General features: G+C 68.3%; 17 protein-coding genes. All 17 read right to left on the bottom strand.

All coding sequences use genetic code 11. The features are described from left to right. Position 1: 1 nt before the first annotated feature. The 17 genes from GF068_RS18860 to GF068_RS18780 all read right to left on the bottom strand — a co-directional run bounded on the left by GF068_RS18860 (position 2) and on the right by GF068_RS18780 (position 18,571). Positions 2–1,363 (bottom strand): type II secretion system minor pseudopilin, encoded by a 1,362-nt coding sequence (locus tag GF068_RS18860; RefSeq protein WP_153820798.1) that lies wholly within the window; start codon positions 1,361–1,363, stop codon positions 2–4. Positions 1,364–1,368: 5 nt separating this feature from the next. After that, positions 1,369–2,067, bottom strand: coding sequence for a type II secretion system protein GspJ (locus GF068_RS18855; RefSeq protein ID WP_153820797.1), 699 nt, complete (start codon positions 2,065–2,067; stop codon positions 1,369–1,371). After that, a complete protein-coding gene (locus GF068_RS18850; RefSeq protein WP_153820796.1) occupies positions 2,064–2,732 on the bottom strand; it encodes a type IV pilus modification PilV family protein in 669 nt (222 codons plus the stop codon). The genes GF068_RS18855 and GF068_RS18850 overlap by 4 nt, the downstream gene beginning before the upstream one ends. 17 nt (positions 2,733–2,749) lie before the next feature. Further along, positions 2,750–3,511, bottom strand: a complete 762-nt coding sequence (locus GF068_RS18845; RefSeq protein ID WP_153820795.1) for a pilus assembly FimT family protein — start codon at positions 3,509–3,511, stop codon at positions 2,750–2,752. A gap of 9 nt (positions 3,512–3,520) precedes the next feature. Next, a complete protein-coding gene (locus GF068_RS18840; protein ID WP_153820794.1) occupies positions 3,521–3,958 on the bottom strand; it encodes a type II secretion system protein in 438 nt (145 codons plus the stop codon). 7 nt (positions 3,959–3,965) lie between these two features. Then, positions 3,966–4,379 (bottom strand): type II secretion system protein GspG, encoded by a 414-nt coding sequence (locus tag GF068_RS47070; protein ID WP_338046457.1) that lies wholly within the window; start codon positions 4,377–4,379, stop codon positions 3,966–3,968. A gap of 15 nt (positions 4,380–4,394) precedes the next feature. After that, entirely contained in the window at positions 4,395–5,621 is a 1,227-nt protein-coding gene (gene gspF / locus GF068_RS18830) for a type II secretion system inner membrane protein GspF (RefSeq protein ID WP_338046456.1), read from the bottom strand. 12 nt (positions 5,622–5,633) lie between these two features. Then, complete coding sequence (gene gspE, locus GF068_RS18825; protein ID WP_153820793.1) at positions 5,634–7,415, bottom strand: type II secretion system ATPase GspE; 1,782 nt, start codon at positions 7,413–7,415, stop codon at positions 5,634–5,636. Between the two features lie 2 nt (positions 7,416–7,417). Continuing rightward, on the bottom strand, positions 7,418–10,012 hold the full coding sequence (gene gspD, locus GF068_RS18820) for a type II secretion system secretin GspD (protein ID WP_153820792.1): 2,595 nt from the start codon (positions 10,010–10,012) through the stop codon (positions 7,418–7,420). Positions 10,013–10,052: 40 nt separating this feature from the next. Then, on the bottom strand, positions 10,053–10,346 hold the full coding sequence (locus GF068_RS18815) for a hypothetical protein (protein ID WP_153820791.1): 294 nt from the start codon (positions 10,344–10,346) through the stop codon (positions 10,053–10,055). Between the two features lie 50 nt (positions 10,347–10,396). After that, positions 10,397–11,368 (bottom strand): type II secretion system protein GspC, encoded by a 972-nt coding sequence (gene gspC / locus GF068_RS18810; protein WP_153820790.1) that lies wholly within the window; start codon positions 11,366–11,368, stop codon positions 10,397–10,399. 181 nt (positions 11,369–11,549) lie between these two features. Then, positions 11,550–12,953 (bottom strand): sigma-54-dependent transcriptional regulator, encoded by a 1,404-nt coding sequence (locus GF068_RS18805; protein ID WP_153820789.1) that lies wholly within the window; start codon positions 12,951–12,953, stop codon positions 11,550–11,552. Positions 12,954–13,087: 134 nt separating this feature from the next. After that, on the bottom strand, positions 13,088–13,648 hold the full coding sequence (locus GF068_RS18800; protein ID WP_153820788.1) for an isochorismatase family protein: 561 nt from the start codon (positions 13,646–13,648) through the stop codon (positions 13,088–13,090). A gap of 19 nt (positions 13,649–13,667) precedes the next feature. Further along, on the bottom strand, positions 13,668–14,111 hold the full coding sequence (locus GF068_RS18795) for a hypothetical protein (protein ID WP_338046455.1): 444 nt from the start codon (positions 14,109–14,111) through the stop codon (positions 13,668–13,670). Next, the gene (locus GF068_RS18790) at positions 14,108–14,479 is read right to left on the bottom strand and encodes a (2Fe-2S) ferredoxin domain-containing protein (RefSeq protein WP_275939181.1); all 372 of its coding nucleotides are present in this window, start codon (positions 14,477–14,479) and stop codon (positions 14,108–14,110) included. The genes GF068_RS18795 and GF068_RS18790 overlap by 4 nt, the downstream gene beginning before the upstream one ends. A gap of 37 nt (positions 14,480–14,516) precedes the next feature. After that, complete coding sequence (locus tag GF068_RS18785) at positions 14,517–15,701, bottom strand: DUF4215 domain-containing protein (protein ID WP_170319564.1); 1,185 nt, start codon at positions 15,699–15,701, stop codon at positions 14,517–14,519. Beyond that, entirely contained in the window at positions 15,698–18,571 is a 2,874-nt protein-coding gene (locus GF068_RS18780) for a vWA domain-containing protein (protein ID WP_153820785.1), read from the bottom strand. Before GF068_RS18780 ends, GF068_RS18785 begins: the two co-directional genes overlap by 4 nt. Positions 18,572–18,890 lie beyond the last annotated feature (319 nt).

The raw sequence follows: 18,890 nt of genomic DNA, 5'->3' as shown, positions 1-18,890 counted from the left end.
ATCACTCGATGCGATAATGAACGATGTTACCCGCCGGGTTCGCGAAAGGCGAGGCCTGGGCGGGGCCGCCGGGCTGCATTTGCTGCGGAGGCTGGCGGGTGTCGATGACCGCGTGGATGCGCACGCGCGTCGTGCGCTTGCGGCCGGGGACGACGCCCTCGGCGTAAATGCTGAGGACCTTGGAGGAGGTGGTGATCGACTTGTCGAACTCGGAGTCGCTCTGGAAGACGACGGGGCCGATCATGGGCCCGATCATCTGACCGAGCATGCCCTGCCCCTTGATGATCTGCCGGAACTGCGCCGGCTTGCTGAAGAGCGGAATGCCCCGCACGAAGCTCCGCACGGCGCTGACGGCGCCCACGAAGCCCTGCTGGAAGACGAGGCCGGTCGGGTCGAGCGGGTTGCACATCGGCGTCGCGGCCTGCACGGCGTGGGCGCAGATCACCGTGAGCATGGCCTCGGCCGGCGCGCTGTTGACGTTGAGCTTGCCCTGGCCCCACACCGTGACGATGCGGCTCTCGGGCCGGCCCGAATCGGGCTCGACGAGGTTCGCCCAGAAATCGTCGCCGATGCCGCGCACGAGCCGGAGCTCCTCGAGCGAATCGAAGGCCGCGTTCTTGCGCCGGTAGGGCAGGCCGATCGTCTGATAGAAATTGTCCTCGGAGGCCGAGCCCCCGGGCCCCGTGAGCAGCGGATCGCAGACGACGGCCTGCTCGTTCGGATCGGCCCAATCGATGATGGCGCCGCAAATCGAGCGCAGATCGGAGACCTGCCCGTCGGCGTCCATCTGCTCGAAGAGCGCGGGCTTCTGCGACATGAGCGAGGCGAGCTGCTTGACCATCTGGATCTCACCCGTGACGCTGCCGCTCGCGGCCACGTTCAGGTTGATCTTGCCGTCCTCGTCGACGATCTTGAAATCGAAGCGCCCGCCCGAGACGCCGAGGTTCTTCCCCGTCGAGATATCCATGCCGGAGACCGCGACGAACTCGTCGGCGCCCGTCTGGTCATTGAAGAGGCCGAGCACCTCGTTCGCGTTCTCCCAGATGGGGATCTGCCCCGGCTGGCCCTGCGTGAGCATCGCCAGCATCATCCCGATCTGGCCCTGCGTGATCGTCGGGCGCACGGTCTGCTCGCTGGCGATGAGCAGGCGCGAGAGGTTGATGGCGCTCTTCGCGAGGTATTCGGCCTTCAGCGAGTCGCGATCGGCGATCGCCGACGCGAGCTCCGCGGTGGTCTCCTGCTGCAATTCGGTGAGGAAGACCGTGAGCACGGTGATCGCGCCGAGGACCATGAGCAGCGCGATGCCACGCTCGTCCTTCTTGCGGCGCTTCTTCTTCCGCTTCGGGGTCGCCGAGACGCGCATCTCATTCACCTCGGGACGCCGAACGCGATGGGGTTTTGCGCGGGCATGGAGATCCGCGTGCGGAACGGGATGGGCTTGTCGCCCGGCCCGCCCGAGAGGACGAGCGTGATACGCACCTGGAGCGGCAAGCGCTGGTATTGCCCCGAGCCCGCCTGCGTGGTGTCCCACGTCGTCGTCCACTCCGCGGTCACCGGGTCGAGGTATTCGATGTCGAACAGCTCGACGCCCTCGGCGAGGACATTGACCACGCCGCCCTTCGCGGGGTCGAGGTCGATGTGCCGGGACTCGCGGCGCACGAGATCCATGCCGCCGGTGTCGGGGTTTCGCACGGCGAAGAAGCCGACCTCGCATTGATCCGACTCGTGCGCGTCGCGCGAGAGGCGGCGGTGCGCGAAGGCGGTGAAATCGACGCGGTCGAGGTTGCCGTCGTCCTTTCCGACGAACGCCGTGTTGCGGACCGATTGTAATGCGATGAGCGGCTGGTGCAGCGAGACGAACGCCATCTGCAGGTCGCGGCTGACGCGGCTGATCGCGGCGCGGCCCTGGTGGTACCGATCGTTGATGTTCGAGAGGCCCTTGCGCGAGCGCGCCATCCCGTCGAACGCGCCATAAATGAGCGAGCCGACGAGGGCGAGGACGCCGATCGCCATGAGCGCCTCGATGAGCGTCACGCCGCGCTCGTGTTTGCGATACGCGCGCCTCATCCGTTCGGCCCTCCGCCGTCGAGCGCGTCCTCGTCGATGCCCTGCGTGGGCGGACGCGTGAACCATTGCACGAGGTCGAACGATTGCTCTTTTTCGCCCTGCTTCCAGGTGACGGTCACCGTGATGCGGCGGGTGCTGTTCTCGAAGATGCTCTTCAGCGTGGGATAAGCGTTCCGCATCCCCTCCTTGAGCAAGCTGCCGAGCATCTCCGTCGGATCGCCGGGCAGGCCGCCGTCGCCGAGCGACGCGGGATCGAGGCCGCCGCCGCCAGGCATCCCGGGCATTCCGGGCATCCCGGGGAGCCCGCCGCCGGGGCTGCCGCCGATGTCGAGCCCCGTGTCGAGCTCCATCTCGCCATACACGGGATCGGGGAACGTGGGCTTTTCGATCTTCCAGGTGCAGCTCACGTTCGGCGTCTCGTCGCCCTCACAGCAAGGGCCGCTCTCGATGACGTCGAGCTCCTGAAAGCCGTCGGGCTTCTGGAGGACCTCCTCGAGCTCGCCCATCTTGCAGCGCGCGAGCCCCGTCACGACGCTGATGTTGCGGGCGTGCGCCGACATCGAGAACGAGCCCGCCTGCGCGGCGAGGATCGCGGTCAGGCCGAGGCCCAGGATCGCGACCGCGATCATGACCTCGAGCAACGTGAACCCTTTCCTCTGCTTCATCCCCGAATACCCGTTTTCTAGAAACCCGAGTCCTCGCGCTCCGATTCCTCTTCGTCGTCACGAGGCCGCTTCATTTCCACGCGGCCCTTCTGCATCGTGGGCTTGCCCGTCAGCGGCGAGACGAGGATCGTCATGAAATCCCTGTCCTTGTCCGCCTCGGCGGGGTTGCCGAGCACGATCTGGATCGCGGCGCGCTCGGTTTGTCCGCCCGGAAAGAAATAAAGATACGCCCGGTCCTCCTCGATCGGCTCGTCCTGGTGCGCGGTGTCGACCGACATGAAACGAATGCCGTCCGCGAGCGACTTGCCGGGGTTCTCCTTGTCCCCCTCGAAGCCAAACGCCGAGGTCGGCGTGAACGAGGGCTTCGGCGCGCGCAGACCCTGCTGCTCGAGTTTGTCGTCCTGCGCCTTCTGCTGCTCCGCCTCGCGCTCGGACTCCGTCGCGCCCGCCGCGCCGCCCGTCTTCGTCCGCCGGTCGATCGCGAGCTGCCCCGTGCCCTCTTCCAGCACCACCGAGCGCTTCTCGAAATCGAACACGAGGCGCACGGGTTTTCCGATCGCATTCGCGTGCCCGTACGCGACGCGCACCGCGCTCGTGATCATCACCGCCGATTGCCGGAGCCGCGCGCGCTTGAGGCCGCCGAGCCCGAGGACCGCCGCCCCCGTGATGAGGGTCATGATCGCCAGGGTGATCAAGACCTCCACGAGCGACAGGCCACGCCGCCCGCGCGAGGACGCGGCGGCGTGGCATTTCGAGGGACGGGCGAAGGCGGCCGGCATGGATCCTCGTCAGAGATCGCCGACGCGCTTGATGTCGGCGTCCTTGAAATCGTCCTTCACGTCGTCCGGCGTGCCTTCCTTCCGGTCCGCGCCCGCGCTGATCACGGTGATCTCGTCGCCTTCACAGGTGATCTTGAACGGCGTGCCCCACGGATCGTCGGTCTTCTTCGCGTCGATCTGCTTGCCGTCGATGAGGTCCTTCAGCGTCGGGCACGTGCTGCTGCCGGCCATCTCGAGCTGCTGGTACTGCTGCGCGGCCGTCTTGATGACGCCCGCCGAGAGCACGGCCGATTTCACGCGGCTCTTCTTGAGCTGCGGGAACACGAGCGCCGTGGCGCCGCCCGCGATGATCGCCATGATCGCGAGCACGATCAGGACCTCGACCAGCGTCACGCCCCGCGACGCCGCACGCTTCCACTTCCGGATTCGATTCGCTTTCACCTTCATGATCCGTTCACTCCACGCGGTCGAGACCGCCGATTTCGCCGTCCGGCCCGTCACTCGTGAGATCGTACCCCTCCGGGTCCTTCTGACCAGGGCAAACCAGCCGGAGCGGCCTGCCCCACGCGTCGATGGGGTCGATCCCGATATAACCTTCCGTTTTTAGCGCATCGAGCGACGGAGGGCACTTTCGCTCGTGATCCGCCCGGTACGCGTCGAGGCCCGCCCGCACGACGCCGATCGTGGCCATCGTGGAGCGGACGCCGGTCTTGCGCCGCTCGCGCGCGCCGAGCAGAAGCAAGAGCGTGGCCATCCCGAGCGCGAGCGCGACGAGCTTCGCCCGCGCCATGCCGCGGCCGCGCAAGATGCCCCCGCCCCGCTCCCACGGGAACCAGATCGTCGTCTCTCGCTGCCTGCGCCGCGCCACGCCCCGATTCCCCCTCTACCCTGCGAAGCTCGACATCTGGATGAGCGGCATGAGGATCGAGAACGCGATGAACCCGACCGCGCCGCCCATGAACACGATCATGAGGGGCTCGAGCAGGCTCGTCAGCACCGTCACGCGGGTCTCGACCTCCAGATCGTACGCATTCGAAACGTTCTCCAGCATCTCCTCGAGCTGGCCGCTCTTCTCGCCGATGGTGATCATGTGCGTCACGATCGGCGGGAACTGGCCGCTGCGCTTCAAGGGCTCGGCGATGCTCTGGCCCTCGCGGATCGAGCCGATCGCGTCGGCGATGACCTTCTCGAGGACGGCATTGCCGAGGACGTTCTTCACGATATCCATCGCGCCGAGCAGCGCGACGCCGGCGCTGAGCAGCGTGGCGAGGGTGCGCGAGAAGCGCGCGATCGCGATCATCAGCACGAGCTTGCCGACGATGGGCGCCTTGAGCAGCATGCCGTGCCATTTCAGCCGGCCCGCCGGCGTGCGCACCCAGCGCCGGAACCCCCAGATGCCGCCCGCGAGCAGGCCGAGCACGAGCCACCAGTAGTTGCTCAGGAAATCGGAGAGGCCGATGAGCGCCGCCGTGTACCAGGGTAATGCCTGATCCATCGAGGCGAAGATCGAGGTCACGTTGGGCACGACCGCGATCATGAGCACCGAGACGAGCGAGGTGCCGAGGATCGCCATCAGGATGGGATACGCCATCGCCGAGGTGATCTTCGACGTGAGCTTCGCCTGGGCCTCGAGGAACGCGGTGACGCGCTCGAGGACCTGCTGGAGCATGCCCGACGCCTCGCCGGCGCGGACCATGTTCACGTAGAGCGGCGGGAAGATCGAGGGGTGCTGCTCGAGCGCCTTGGCGAAGCTCGTACCCTCGCGGATCTGCTCGCGCACCTGCGTGAGCGCGCGCTTCAGCGCCTCCTTCTCGACCTGATCGATGAGCGCGGTCAGCGATTCGAAGAGCGGAATGCCCGCCTTGAGCAGGGTCGCGAGCTGGCGCGTGACGACGGCGACGTCGTTCGTGGAGGGGCGCTGCGCGAAGGCGAGGAGGTTGATCGATTTCTTGGTCTTCGCCGCGGCGGCCTGCTCCTCCGCGGCGGTCGTGAGGAGAATGCCGTCCTTGCGCAGAAGGACGCGGAGCGCCTTCGCGTTCTCCGCGTCGCGCACGCCCTTCACCGGCTTTCCGGTGGCGACGAGGATGCCTTTGTACTCGAAGACGGCCACGGCCCGCTCCTCCTATTCGTCCACGATGACGTCCTCTTGGGTCGCGGCGAGGACCTCCTCGACCGTCGTCATACCCTTGAGGACCTTGCGCGCGCCGTCGTCGCGCATGGTGTCCATCCCTTGCGAGATCGCGACGCGCTTGACCGTCTGCGCGTCGGCGTTCTTGAGGATGAGGGGGCCGATCGCGTCGTCGATGACGAGCAGCTCGTAGATACCACGCCGCCCCACGAACCCCTTCTGCAAGCAGGCATCGCAGCCGCCCGGCTTGAAGAAGACAGGCGAGCTGCCCATGTGCTGCCCGACGTATTCGTATTCGAGCCCGTGCACCGAATACCGCTGCGACGGGAGCCGCTTCGCCTTCCAGGCGAGGCGCTCCTCGTCGAGGCCGAGCTGCCGGAGCTCGTAGGCCGTCGGCTGATAGGGCACCTTGCAATGCTGGCAGAGCATACGCACGAGGCGCTGCGCGAGGATGCCGATGACGCTGGAGCGCACGAGGAAGGGCTCGATCTCCATCTCGACGAGGCGCGTGACGGCCGCGGCCGAGTCGTTCGTGTGCAGCGTCGAGAGCACGAGGTGACCCGTGAGCGAGGCGTGAATCGCGATCTCGGCGGTCTCCTTGTCGCGGATCTCGCCGACCATGATGACGTCCGGATCCTGGCGCAAGAAGGCGCGGAGCGCGCTCGCGAAGGTGAGGCCGATCGAGGGGTGGACGTGGACCTGGTGAATGCCGCCGATCTCGTACTCGACCGGATCCTCGGCCGTGAGGATGTTGCGGCTCGGGTCGTTGATGCGGTTCAGGCAGGCATAAAGCGTCGTCGTCTTGCCGCTGCCGGTCGGGCCCGTGACGAGGATGATGCCGTCGGGCCGATTGATGAGGTGATCCATGATCCCGTATTCGCGCGGGGCGAAGCCGAGATCGTCGAGGCCGAGCAGGATGCTCGTCTTGTGCAGGAGGCGCATGACGATGCGCTCGAAGCCGCGGCTCGTGGGGACCGTGGAGACGCGGACGTCGACGCTCTTGCCCGCGATCTTCAGCGTGATGCGGCCGTCCTGGGGGAGGCGCTTCTCGGCGATGTTGAGGCTCGCCATGATCTTCACGCGGGCGACGATCGGCGCCATGAACTGCTTCGAGGCGCGGCGCGCGACGTAGAGCTCGCCGTCGATGCGATAACGAACGACGACGTCGCGCTCCTCGGGCTCGATGTGGATGTCGCTCGCGCGCTCGCGGACGGCCTGCGCGAAGAGGCTGTTCACCCAGGCGATGATCGGGGCGTCGTCATCGGAGTCGATGATGTCGACGAGGTTGTCTTCCTCCTCGTGCTTGTCGCCCTCGAGGTTCCCCTGGCCCTCGCGTTTCTCCCAGACGCGGTTGATCGCTTCGTGGACGTGATTGCGCGTCGCGACCGAGACCTCCACGGGCTTCGCGAAGATCGCGCGTACGTCGTCGACCGCCAGCGTGTCGAGCGGGTCGGCGACGACCGCGTGCACGCTCTCTTCGTCCTCGAAGACGGGCAGGATGAACCGCTGCTTCGCGTACGTGATGGGCAGGCGCGAGGCGACGTCGAATTTGATCTGATCGACGTCGATCTTCGGCAGGAAATCGAGGCCCATTTCGCTCGCGAGCGCGCGGGCGATCTTGCCCTCGTCCGCGAGGTTCGACGAGACGAGGAGGTCCGTGAGCGCCTGGCCGCGCTCGCGTACGGTCTCGAAGAGCGGCGCGAGCTTCTCGGCGTCGACCACGCCGTGGCGGACCAGGATCTCGCCGACGTATTCTTCTCGGGCTACCGGGTTCATGATCACTCCACCCGCTGTACGGGCCGGGCCGGCGCGCCGGCCGGGCGGCGGCGCGGGACGGGCGCCGCCGGCGCATTGCCGGTGGTCGGAGGAGGCATGGCCTGGACCGCTCCGCCGCCGTCGTCGCCGCGCACGGCGATGCTCGGCACCGCAATGGGTTGTCCGGGCTCATGCGAGCGCGGGCCCTTCGGCCTGGCCTCCTCCTCGAGCCGCGCCCGGTCGGCCATCTTGATCTGCGATTGCCGGATGTCCTCGACGAGGCCATTGGCGCGCGCGTAATCCTTCGGGGGCTCCCACTCCGAGTCGCCGAAGACGAAATACCGGTCGAGGAACTCCTGCCGCTCCTGCATCTTGCGCTCGAAGATCGCGCGGAGGTCCTCCTGATCGCGGATGATGTACGGGGTCAGGACGAGCAGGAGGTTCGTCTTCTGCGTGGTCTTCTTCGTGGTGCGGAAGAGCGCGCCGAGGACGGGGATGTCGCCGAGGATCGGGATCTTCGTGCGGGAGTTCGTCACGGCGTCGCGCATGAGGCCGCCGATGACCACGGTCTGCTGGTCGCGGACGACGAGCGTGGTCTTCGCCTGGCGCTTGATGATCGGAATGGCGCCGAGCTGGCCCTGCGGCGCGCCGGCCTCCGAGATGCCCTCCGTGATCTCGAGGCGGACCTGATCGGAGTCATTGACGTGCGGCGTGACCTCGATCTTCGTGCCGACGTCCTGGCGAGGCGCGGCGAAGCCGCCGAGGCCGCCGAGCAGGCCGAGGCCGCCCATGCCGCCCATGCCGCCCATGGCGCCGCCCGCGCCGCCCGCCGCGCCCGCGAGCGCGCCGAGGCTGCCGCCGACGTTGGTCTGGAGCGGGATGTTCTGGCCAATCTCGATGGTGGCCGGGATGTTGTCGGTCGCGAGGATGTGCGGCGTGGCGAGGACGTTCGAATCGGAGTCGGTCGCCATCGCGTGCATGATGACGCCGAACGCCGGGATCGAAATGCCCGTGCCGAGCAGGTTCGCCGACTCCGCGATGGTCGGCCCGCGGACGCCGAGCGCGAATGCGCCGAGCTGATTCGCGACGGAGAGCGGCGCGCCCGCGGAGGTGAGCGGGTCATTGCCGCCGTACATGATGCCGTCGCCGGTCACGCCGTCGACCTCGACGGGGGAAGGCACGGGCGCGCCCATGTGCCAGCGGACGCCGACGTCCTGCGTGCGATCGACGTTGACGTCCATGATCACGGCCTCGATGAAGACCTGGCGGCGCGGCTGATCGAGCTCGTCGATGACGCTGCGGAGCGCGGCATAATCGCGGAGCGAGGAGGTGACGACGAGCTTGTTCGAGCCCTCGTCGCAGGTGATCTTGACCTGGCCCTCGAAGATGTCCTCGGTCGAGCCGGGGACGGGCGGGGCGGCCTGGGCGCCGCGCCGGCCGCCCGGCGCCGCGCCGCCGCCGGTCGCGCCGCCGAGGAGCTGATTGAGCGTGCCCGAGAGGTCCTTGCAGCCCGCGTGCTGGAGGGGCAAGACGTGCATTTGCCCGTCGCCGGATTGCGGGACGTCCATGCGCTTGATGAGCTCGAGCAGGCGCATGTAATCGGGCTGGTTGGCCGTGATGACGAGCGAATTCGTGCGATCGTCGGCGAGGATCCGCGCGCCGCCGCCCCCGCCGCCGCCCTTGGCCCCGGGTTTGCCGCCGGCGCCCGGCTTGAGGTCGAGGATCTCGTTCAATTTCATGGCGACGTCGTTCGCCCCGGCATAATGGATCGGCTCGAACCAGATCTGATCACCCGCGCCGCCGACGTCGATGTCCTCGAGGATGCGGATCATGCGCTGCACGTTGGATCCGGTGTCCGTCATGATGATGAGGTTGCCGGACGGGTGGACCGTGATGTCGCCCTCCTTCGATTTGAACTTCCCGAGGACGTTCGCCGCCTCGTTCGAATCGACGTTGGAGACGCGGTACATGCGCGTGATGAAGCGATCCTCGGCGGGGACCGCGGTGCCCGCGCCGTAAATGGGGGTCGTCTGCGTGACGACGCCGGGGGTCTCGACGATCTTGAGGAAGCGGCCGTGCGGGATGACGGTGAGGCCGTTCGTCTCGAGGATCGAGAGGAACGCGCTGTAGGCCTCCTGCACGCTGACCTTGTCCGGCGAATACACCGTGGCCTTGATTTGGCGGAGCTTGCCGCCATAAATGAATCGACGGCCGGTGATGTTGCTGATGGCCTTGACGAGCTCGTTGAGGTCGGCCTCCTCCAGGTTGAAGGAGACCATGAAGTTGCCGCGCTTCGGCTTGAAATCGATCTCCTTCGGGCCCTGCTTCACGCCGGCCATGGGATCCTCGCCGACGACGGGCGGAGGACCCAGAGGCGCACCGGCGCGCGGGGGCGGGCCGGGAGGGAAGCCGGCGGGCGCCCCCGCATTGGGGCCGCCCGCGCCGGGCGCGCCCTGGGCCTGGCCGAGCTGAGGACGCGCGCCGGGCGTCTTGAGCACGGGGGCGCCGCGCGGCGGACCATTCTGCGCGGACGCGATCGCGGGCGCGGAGGCGCAGAGCAGCGCCGCGAAACCGAAGCCAAACCTTCCCAGGCGGGAGTTTCCGTAAGGCGTCTTCATGATCCTCGAGTTCGATTCGGTCATTCGCTAGGAGAAGTCTTCAAGGCGTGGCTTCGGCGGGCGGCTCCGCCGGCGCGGAGGAGGCCGATCTCCGCTTCGGGCGAGGGATCTTGCTGGTCGGTTTGCCCGGGGAGGCGGCGACCTCGGACGGTTTGTCCGCGCCGTCCTCGCCGCCCTCGCCACGCGCGGGGAGGACCGATTTCGCGACCGATACGACGATCAGGCTCGCGAGGGCGACGAAGCCGATCGAGCCCACCACGAACGTCCCCACGTAGAGGAGCGTCCGCTGGAGCAGCGTCCCTTCGTTGAATGCAGGCAGCTTGAGCTTCGCCATCCCTCGGTCTCCCGTCTCGATGCCGTCCGTCGCGGAACCGTTCGTCCCGGTCATTTGATGTTGAAATCGATCGTCATCGGCTTGCCGCGCCGATTGACGCTCACCTGGAGCTTGTCCGCGCTGCGGAGCCGCGCGTATGCCTCGAGCGCTTTTTGCGGATCTGCCATCTCGAAGCCATTGATGGACTGGAGACGGTCACCATTCTCGAGCCCGAGTGTACCGAGGAGCGACTCCGGGCGCACGCCGAACAGCCGGATCCCGACGACCTTGTCGCCCTCTTTTTCGGGTACGATTCGCGCCGACCGCATGAGCTCCGCCTGGTTCTCCAGGATCTGGTCGACGACCGAGCGCTCGACGTCGAATTGCGTCTCGCTGACCTTGTGGATCTTGTCCGCGATCTCCTTGGGGACCGCTTTGGCGCCCCTTCGCTTCGGCGCCGGCTTCGGCTTGGTCTCCGCGGCCTTCGGCGCGGAGGCGAGCTTCTGCGGGACCTCGCCGTGCACCTGCATCTGGCACCGCGAGCTGCCGCTCATGAGCCACACGCGATCCCAGCCGATCCAGTACACCTCGTGCCCCCCGACGTCGTCGCCGCGCCGCCGGAGCTGCGCCTTGCCGTCCGAGCCCGCAATGGCGGCGAACGACCAATCGGGATCCTCCGATTGCGTGATCAGAAGGACCTTGCCCACGTCGCAGACGGGATCGCTATAAGGATCGCTGCTATCGGGCGCCGGCGCGTCGGGCGCGTCGGGCAGATCGAGGGGCTTGCCGTCGAGAGGCCCCGTGACCGAGTCGAACGGGTTGCGGCTCAGGATCGGCCCGGCGTTGACCGAGCGCTCCTGTCCGGCGCCGCTGTGCGGCAGGCCACCCTTGGGCGGCGGCGGCGGCGGCATCGACGACGGATCGAGCAGCACGCTGCCGGCGACGAGCTCGCCCATTCCCGACGCCTGGAAATAGGCGGCGGAGGCGATCAACAGGCAGATGATCGCGGGAAAGTAGCGCTTCAGGATCGCGTCGAGTCCCATGAGCCCAGCTCCGTGCAAGCGAGAGACGTGCCAGCCCCGATCTTAGCGCTTCCCGGGCCTTTTTTCGCGCGGGGAGGGCACGATCGACAACGTGGCGAAGGGGGTAGGGTGGGGGCGGTGAGGATTGCCAAAGTGACAATCGGATTTTCAAGCGCCGGGGTAGCGCCGCTCTTCCCGGTGATCAACCCTCGATCTCTCCGAGCTTGCGGTAGATCGTGCGGGTGGAGATCCCGAGGAGCTGGGCGGCGACGGATTTGTCGCCATGGGCGTAACGCAACGTCTCCCGGATGAGCCGGCGTTCGACCTCGTCGAGCGGCGTGCCGACCGAGAAGGTGATGGTCTCGGGGGCGGCCGCCGCGCTCTCGCGGATCGACTCGGGCAGATCCTCGATGGACAATTTCTCGCCGCGGCAGAGCACGGCGGCGCGCTCGATCACGTTCTCCAGCTCGCGGACGTTGCCCGGAAACGAGTAGTCGAGCAGGCGCGCGAGGACCTCGCGCGGGGCCTCGAGGCGGCCACGATTGTTCTTGGCGCAGTACACGCCGAGGAAATGGTCGACGAGCAGCGGGATGTCCTCGCGGCGCGCCCGGAGCGGAGGGACCGTGATCGCGATGACGTTCAGGCGATAAAAGAGGTCTTCGCGGAAGCGGCCCGCCGCGATCTCGGCGCGGAGGTCCTTGTTGGTGGCGGCGACGATACGAACATCGGCGCGGACGGTATCGCCGCCGATGGGCTCGTATTCATTCTCCTGGAGGACACGCAGGAGCTTGACCTGCACGGAAGGGCTGAGCTCGCCGATCTCGTCGAGGAAGAGGGTGCCGCCGGCGGCCTTGGCGAACCGGCCCTCGCGGCGGGCGAATGCGCCGGTGAAGGCGCCACGCTCGTGGCCGAAGAGCTCGGCTTCGAGGATGGTCTCGGGGATGGCGGAGCAGTTGACCGCGACGAAAGGTCCGTGCCGGCGGGCGCTGTGGTCGTGGATGTAACGAGCGACGAGCTCCTTGCCGGTGCCACTTTCGCCGAGGACGAGCACGGTGGCAGAGGAGGGCGCGGCCTGGGTCGCGACGTCGAGGACACGGCGGAGCGCGGGGCTCGAGCCGATGATCTCGCGCTTCGTGAGGAGCTTCAGCTCCTGGCGGAGGGAGCGGTTCTCGGCGACGAGGGAGCGGCGCTCGGCGGCCTTGCGGACGCTCTTGATGATCGTCATCCGCTTGAGGGGTTTTTCGACGAAGTCGTAGGCGCCCTCGCGCATGGCCTGGACGGCCGTCTCGACGGTGCCGTACGCCGTCATGAGCACGACCTCTGTGTCGGGGGCGAGCTGCTTGATCGCGCGGAGGAGCTCGATGCCGCTCGTGCCGGGCATCATGAGGTCGGTGAGGACGACCTCGACGCGATGTCCCCGGAGGAGGTCGAGCGCAGCGCGGGCCGAGGGCGCGGTGAGCACGCGCATGCCGTCACGCTGAAAAATCTTCTCGATGGAAGCAAGGTTACTGGGCTCGTCGTCCACCACGAGCACGGTGGGCGCGTCGGCCCCCGCCTTCGCCTCGGGAGGCGCAGGCGTCGAAGATCCTGACAGCTCGTCAACCATGTCGACAACATGTCACGACCCTAGGCGTCGTGTCCACGCTGACTTTCCCTCCGTCAACTTGGCAAAAACGAGGTGTGCGGGATCGCTAAAATCGACGAGGAGCGTCGGCGCCAGGATGTCGGGTTGTCAGGCTGTCACCGGATCAGCTTCGAGAGCTTTTTGAAGTTGTCCGTCCCGGCGCGCCCGAGCCAGTCGAAGACGACGGTCTCCATGGTGGTGAGGGTGGCGCCGGCGGCGCGGCAGAGATCGAGGCCGACGGCGCGGTGATCGTCGCGGCGCGAGGCGACGCCGTCGGCGACGACGTGCACGTCGACGCCACGTGTGCAGAGCTCACGCACGGTCTGCATCACGCAGACATGGGTCTCCATGCCGAGGACGATCGCGGCGCGCGGAGGGCCGCTCGTCGCCCACGCGCGTTCGAAGCCGATGTCGTCGCAGGCGGAGAAGTCGATCTTCTCGACGACGGGCGCGCTCATGGCGCGGAGTTTGTCCCCGATCGGGGTGATGGTGCGGCCGAGGCCCGCGGGGTACTGCTCGGTGGCGAGCACGCGCGCGCCGAGAAGGTCCGCGGCCTCGAGGAGCACGGTGGCGGCGCGGACGAGGTCCTTCATGCGGTCCTCGGGCATCGCCGCGGCGAGTTTGTCTTGCACGTCGACGACGAGCACCACGCTGGCCTTGGGATCGAGCCGTCGCATCGATTCGTCCTCCGTCCGGCTAGCGAGAGCGCCGGAAGCTCTTCAAGAACTTGAGCAGATCGCTGCGCGCGTCGAAGCGCAAGAGAGCACGGGCGACGAGGTCGCCGTCCGCGGTTTTGATCTCGCCGGGCAGCACGGTCATGGACTCGACGAGCTCGCGCGCGGAGACGTTCTTCCGGCCCTCGAAGACGTAGGGTTTGTCGTCGTCGCCCTGGAAGTGGAAGGCGTAGGGCAGGGTGCCGGTGCGGAGCAGATCCATGCCGAGGGTGCCGCGGAGGTAGCGGTGCTCCGCGAGGCCGGGGGCGTCGATCGCGCCCTCGATCTCGACCTCGGGGCGGCGGAGGAAGCGGAGGAGCGGCGCGCTGCGGGCGCGGATCGTGAACGAGAGAGGGCGCTCTTTGTGCGGATCGTCCACGCGATGGTAGCTGCCCGCCATCGTCTCGCGGAACTCGAAGCCGCTCACGGCTGCCCGCCCTCCGTGGGGAGAGCTGGGCCCGCGGTCTTCTCGTCGAAATCGTTGGAGGGCAAAACGAGTCGCTCGACGCGCGTGTCAGCGGCGAGGGCCTCGACGATCGCAGGGACGTCCTCCGTCGTGACGCGGCCGTAGAAGTAGCCGTCGGGCTCGACGGCGACGACCGGGCCGGCCCAGCAGACGTCGAGGCAACTCGAGGTGCAAGCGCGCACCTCGGTCTTCGCGAGGCCGCGGTCCTTCAGCGCGTCCTTGAGGGCCGCGTGGAGCTCGACGGAGCCGCGCTGCGCGCACGAGCCCTTGGGCGTGCCGTCGGGGCGGCGGTTCACGCAGACGAAGAGGTAACGCTTGCGTTGGGGCACGTGGGCGAGCCTTACGCCGAGGCTCGCGGCGGTCAAGTCAGGGGGGCGCGACGAGGACGGAGAGGCTGTAGAGGCCCGCGCCGTCGAAGAGCGGGCCCGCTTTGACCCGCACGTAGTACTTGCCAGGCGCGAGGCCCGGCGCCTCGACGTACGAGCAGAAGCCGACGAAGTCGTCGTTGCTCGTGATCACGCTCGTGCCGTCCGCGTCGAGGATCTCGACGACCGTGTCGAGCTCGTTGAGCGCACAAGCGCCGAGGCCGGCGTCGGTGGTCTGCGCGGTGATCGTCGAGCCGGCGGACGCGACGTCCACGACGATGACGTCGACGTCCGAGGCCGGCGCGAGGACGGCGTGAAACGGGGCGACGTAGGGGTCGGCCTGGGCCGAGGTGTCGTTCGGCTCGGTCTCGCTGATCTCGAGCTGGCACGTCGGGCCGCAGCCGTCGCCCGCGTTCTGGTTGCCGTCGTCGCACTGCTCGGCAGGCGTGCGGATGTCGTCGCCGCAGACGTCGGTGACGACGCCGATCGCGAGGCGGTAGGCGAAGGTCGGGGCGGCGGCCTCGGGCGAGGCGACGACGCGGACGTGGTAGGTGCCCGCGGACAACGAGGCGACGGTGACGAGCGAGCAGAATCCTTCGCCCTTGTCGTCGTCGGCGGCGAGCACGGTGGCGCCGTCGGCGCCGAGGACCTCGACGACGGTGTCGACGAGGCCCGCGGCGCAAGCGCCGTCGCCCGAGTCGCGCGTCTCGACGATCACGCTCCTGGGGCCGTCCGTGATCTCGAAGGTGACGACGTCGACGTCCCCCGCAGGCGAGATCTCCGCGCCGAACGGAGAGACCCACGGGTTCGCCTCGGCAGCGGTGCCGTTCGGCTCGACCTCGTTGAAGAGCAGCTTGCATTCGGGAGAGCAGAGGTCGCCCGGCGCGGGGTTTCCATCGTCGCACTCCTCGCCGAGCTCGGGGTTCACGTTGCCGTCGCCGCAGAACGGATCGGGGACGCCGCCGCCCGCGCCGCCCTGTCCGCCGACGCCGCCCGCGCCGCCCTGTCCGCCTGCGCCGCCTTGTCCGCCGACGCCGCCCGCGCCGCCTTGTCCGCCGTCGCCGCCTTGTCCACCCGAGCCCGAGGAGCTCGTGGTCGGCTGCGTGCGGGGCGGCAGCGCGTCTTCGCCACACGCAACGAGCGCGAGGCCGAGGAGCACGAGGGAGGGGGCGAGGGATCGGGTCATTCGCTGTCGACGCACGAGTAGGTGATCTCCCAGCCGTTGAGCGTCGGCGCCGCGCCCTTGTTGGTGGTGGGGTTGAAGGTGACGGAGAACTCGAGGAACTCCTGCCGCGCGCCCGGGAGATCGAGCTTCGTGTAGACGTCGATCGGGCAAGGCGCGGGGCCGGCCATGGTGCAGAGCTGCGTGTCGGCGGGCGTCGCGCGCGCCGTCGCGAGCGTGGTGAAGGCGCCGGAGAGCTGGTCCGCCGCGGTCGCGGTGCGCGCGGCGAAGATCACGTTCGAGTCGCCGGGCGTGACGGTGTCGTAGGCGAACCAGCCCCACTGCACCTTCGTCCCCGTGGGGCACGTGGCCTGGTAGACGTGCGTGTACGTGGCCGGATCGTAGGAGCCGGGGCAGCCGAGCTGCACGTCGATCTGCGCGCCGGCGTCGTTCAGGACCGTCTGGCACGTGGTCGGGCAGAGGGTGATCTTCGAGGGGTTCGCGGCGTTGTCGAAGTACCAGCCGTTGCCGCACGAGGCCGCGTCGAGGACCTTCGCCATGTTCACCTGCTGGCCCTGCGTGGGCGTGTAGACGACGGTGGCGTTCGTCGGATCGAAGAGGCCCGCGTTCGGGAGGTCGAACTCGCAGGAGACCGTGTCGCCCTTGATCTGGAGCATGGCCGAGAGGAACTTCTGCGCGATGTCGTCGGCGTCGGAGATGAAGAACGCCGAGCCGGTGCCGCCCTTCTGCGCGATGAGGTTCATGAGCGTCGGGCTCGAGTCCTGGATGCCGATCGCGTAGGTGAGCACGCCGGCGTTCACGAGCGCGTCCTCGGCGAAGGCGGCGATGGTGGCGTTGTCGTTGCCGCAAGAGTTCGGCTTGCCGTCGGTGACGAGCACGACGACGGTCTGCTGCGCGGGGTTCGCGAGCTGGTAGGCCTTCGCCCACTTCTCTGCGCCCGCGAGCGCAGGCTGGAGCGGCGTGTCAGCGGTCGGGAGCGTGGCGTCGATGGCGGCGACGAGCTTCTGCTCCTGCGCGTCGGTGGGCGCGGGGTCGCTCGTGAGCTTGGCGAGCGGGACGAGCGGGACGGAGCAAGCGTCGACGTTGCAGGCCGTGTCGTCGCAGCCGGCGACGGGCTTGAAGTGCTCCCAGAAGCGCAACGCGACGCCGAGGCCGGCGGACGAGGGATCCTTGAAGAAGTTCTTCAGCGCGCCGGTGGCCTTGCCCCAGCGGTCGTTGATCGTCATCGAGCCGGAGCGGTCGAACTGGACGAACATGTTCACCTGCCGGACGGTCTTGCTCGTGACGACCGAGCACTCGGGCGGCGCGCAGCCGTTGCCGCCGCTCGAGAGCGACCAGTTGTTCTCGCAGAAGCACTCGTCGAAGTAGGGGCTCGCCGCGTTTTTCTTCGGCGGGTTGATCATGATCTCGCGGTTGCCGTTGCCGATGCCGCAAGCGTTCGCGTCGACGCTGATGCACTGGCCGGGCGGGATCGGCTCCTGCGTGAGGCACTCCTGCATGTTGGGGTGCGTCTGGTCGGGCGCGCACTTCGGGTACTGCTGCGAGTTCGCCGGGAAGTGCACGAGGCGGACGCCCGCGGGCGCCTCGGTTTTTCCGTGGTTGCACACGGGCACGACGCCGTTGCAGGGGACGCCGACGGAGAGGTCGATGCCGGTGCACTGCGGATCCGTCTCGCCGGGGAGCCACGGGACGCAGTCGCCTTTGACCGGGCAGCTCTCCTGGCAGAGGGTCGCGACCTTGTCGACGCAGAGGTTGTCCCAGGTCGTCGAGCAACACGAGGGGCTGACGGCGCAGACCTTGGCGACGCACGGATCACAGGCCGGGTTGAGCGGCGGGCCCGCGTAACACTTGCTGTGCTCGCAGTTCCCCGCGTCCTGGCACGTGGCGCCGCAGACCGTGTAGACCTTGTCGACACACGTCGGATCCCAGCCGCCGAGGGCCGCGTCGCACGTCTTGCCACACTCGCTCGGGATGAGGTCGACGCAGCTCTGATCCCAGGTGCCGCTGCAGCAGCTCGCCTTGGCCTTGCAGACCTCCTTCACGCAAGCGTCGCAGCTCGACTTGAGCTTGCCGCCCACCTTGCACGGGTCGTGCGCGCAGGTGCCCTCGTAGGGCTGGGCGCAGCAGCTCGGATCGATGTCGCAGATCTTCGTGACGCACGGATCGCAGTCGGCGGCGAGGCCAGAGCCCTCGGCGCACTTGTGGTGCGCGCACGTGCCCGTCACGGGGCTGCGGCACTGCATGTTGTACTGGCAGTCGCTCGCCTGCGCGCAGGGCTCCTTGAGGCCCTTGTTCACGAGGCCCCCGGGGAAGTCGCCGAGGTCGCCGGTCTGCCAGTCGTAGATGCTGCCCGAGGCGTCGGGCGTGAGGCCCGCGTCGGGCTGCTCCTCGAAGACCTGGCAGGAAGGATCGCAGGGGTTGTTCACGCACGGGCCAGCGGTGTGGCTGTAGACGATGACGCCGCCGGCGCCGTCGTCGGGGCGCGCGGAGGTCTGTCGGACCTTCGCCTTCGGAGGCGCCGCGCGGGAAGAGATGGTGCCCTCGGCGCACGCGCCCCACGTGCCCTCGACGCACGCCTGCTTGCCGTCGAGGCAGGTGAGGATGCCGTTGTGCTCGCCGATCGTGACGGAGCAGGCGCGCACCTGGCCGTCGACGCAGGGGCCCACGCTCGTCCCCGCGCCGGTGCCGCCGGTGCCGCCTTCGCCAGGCCGCGGCGTGAGCGGCTGCTCGGCCGAACACGCGAAGACGAGCGCCGCCGGCGCGAGCGCGAACATCGCGAGGGCGAAGCTCGATCTCCACGCCGCGCGCCGCTTCGCGCCGGACGAGCCGTTCTCCCCGAGCGTCCCTCTCGATGTGCCCGACGCACGCGCCATGGACCGAACCTCCGGATGGATCCTTCGCGACAAGCAAGACTGCAGGATCCCGGGCCGAAGAAGCAAGCAACGTGCCCCGAACGGTCTTTGCCCCGTCCCCGCCACGGCGAGGCCAGGGCGTGCGCCTGGTAACGGGATCTACCGGGGAAAAAGTTGCGCGGGCCGCAACCGTTTCACAACCCCACGGTCGGCGCGATGGGCGCGGCCCGAGGGAGGCGCGAAAATCGGCTTGTCGTGGCCCTTGTCCACGCGCATGCTCGGCCCGGGCGAAGGCCCTTCCCGGCCCAAGAGGAGGCCGGCTCCCGATAGCCCTGGGCCG

Origin of the sequence: Polyangium spumosum, from assembly GCF_009649845.1 — a bacterium.
Classification (GTDB): Bacteria; Myxococcota_A; Polyangia; order Polyangiales; family Polyangiaceae; genus Polyangium; species Polyangium spumosum.
The sequence above is the reverse complement of the archived record's forward strand: the minus strand, read 5'-3'. Positions and strand labels throughout refer to the sequence as shown.

Coding starts and splice junctions, on each gene's coding strand:
- GF068_RS18860 (WP_153820798.1), bottom strand. CDS start 1,363: ATGCGCGTCTCGGCGACCCCGAAGCGGAAGAAGAAGCGCCGCAAGAAG.
- GF068_RS18855 (WP_153820797.1), bottom strand. CDS start 2,067: ATGAGGCGCGCGTATCGCAAACACGAGCGCGGCGTGACGCTCATCGAG.
- GF068_RS18850 (WP_153820796.1), bottom strand. CDS start 2,732: ATGAAGCAGAGGAAAGGGTTCACGTTGCTCGAGGTCATGATCGCGGTC.
- GF068_RS18845 (WP_153820795.1), bottom strand. CDS start 3,511: ATGCCGGCCGCCTTCGCCCGTCCCTCGAAATGCCACGCCGCCGCGTCC.
- GF068_RS18840 (WP_153820794.1), bottom strand. CDS start 3,958: ATGAAGGTGAAAGCGAATCGAATCCGGAAGTGGAAGCGTGCGGCGTCG.
- gspE (WP_153820793.1), bottom strand. CDS start 7,415: ATGAACCCGGTAGCCCGAGAAGAATACGTCGGCGAGATCCTGGTCCGC.
- gspD (WP_153820792.1), bottom strand. CDS start 10,012: ATGAAGACGCCTTACGGAAACTCCCGCCTGGGAAGGTTTGGCTTCGGT.
- GF068_RS18815 (WP_153820791.1), bottom strand. CDS start 10,346: ATGGCGAAGCTCAAGCTGCCTGCATTCAACGAAGGGACGCTGCTCCAG.
- gspC (WP_153820790.1), bottom strand. CDS start 11,368: ATGGGACTCGACGCGATCCTGAAGCGCTACTTTCCCGCGATCATCTGC.
- GF068_RS18805 (WP_153820789.1), bottom strand. CDS start 12,953: ATGGTTGACGAGCTGTCAGGATCTTCGACGCCTGCGCCTCCCGAGGCG.
- GF068_RS18800 (WP_153820788.1), bottom strand. CDS start 13,648: ATGCGACGGCTCGATCCCAAGGCCAGCGTGGTGCTCGTCGTCGACGTG.
- GF068_RS18785 (WP_170319564.1), bottom strand. CDS start 15,701: ATGACCCGATCCCTCGCCCCCTCCCTCGTGCTCCTCGGCCTCGCGCTC.
- GF068_RS18780 (WP_153820785.1), bottom strand. CDS start 18,571: ATGGCGCGTGCGTCGGGCACATCGAGAGGGACGCTCGGGGAGAACGGC.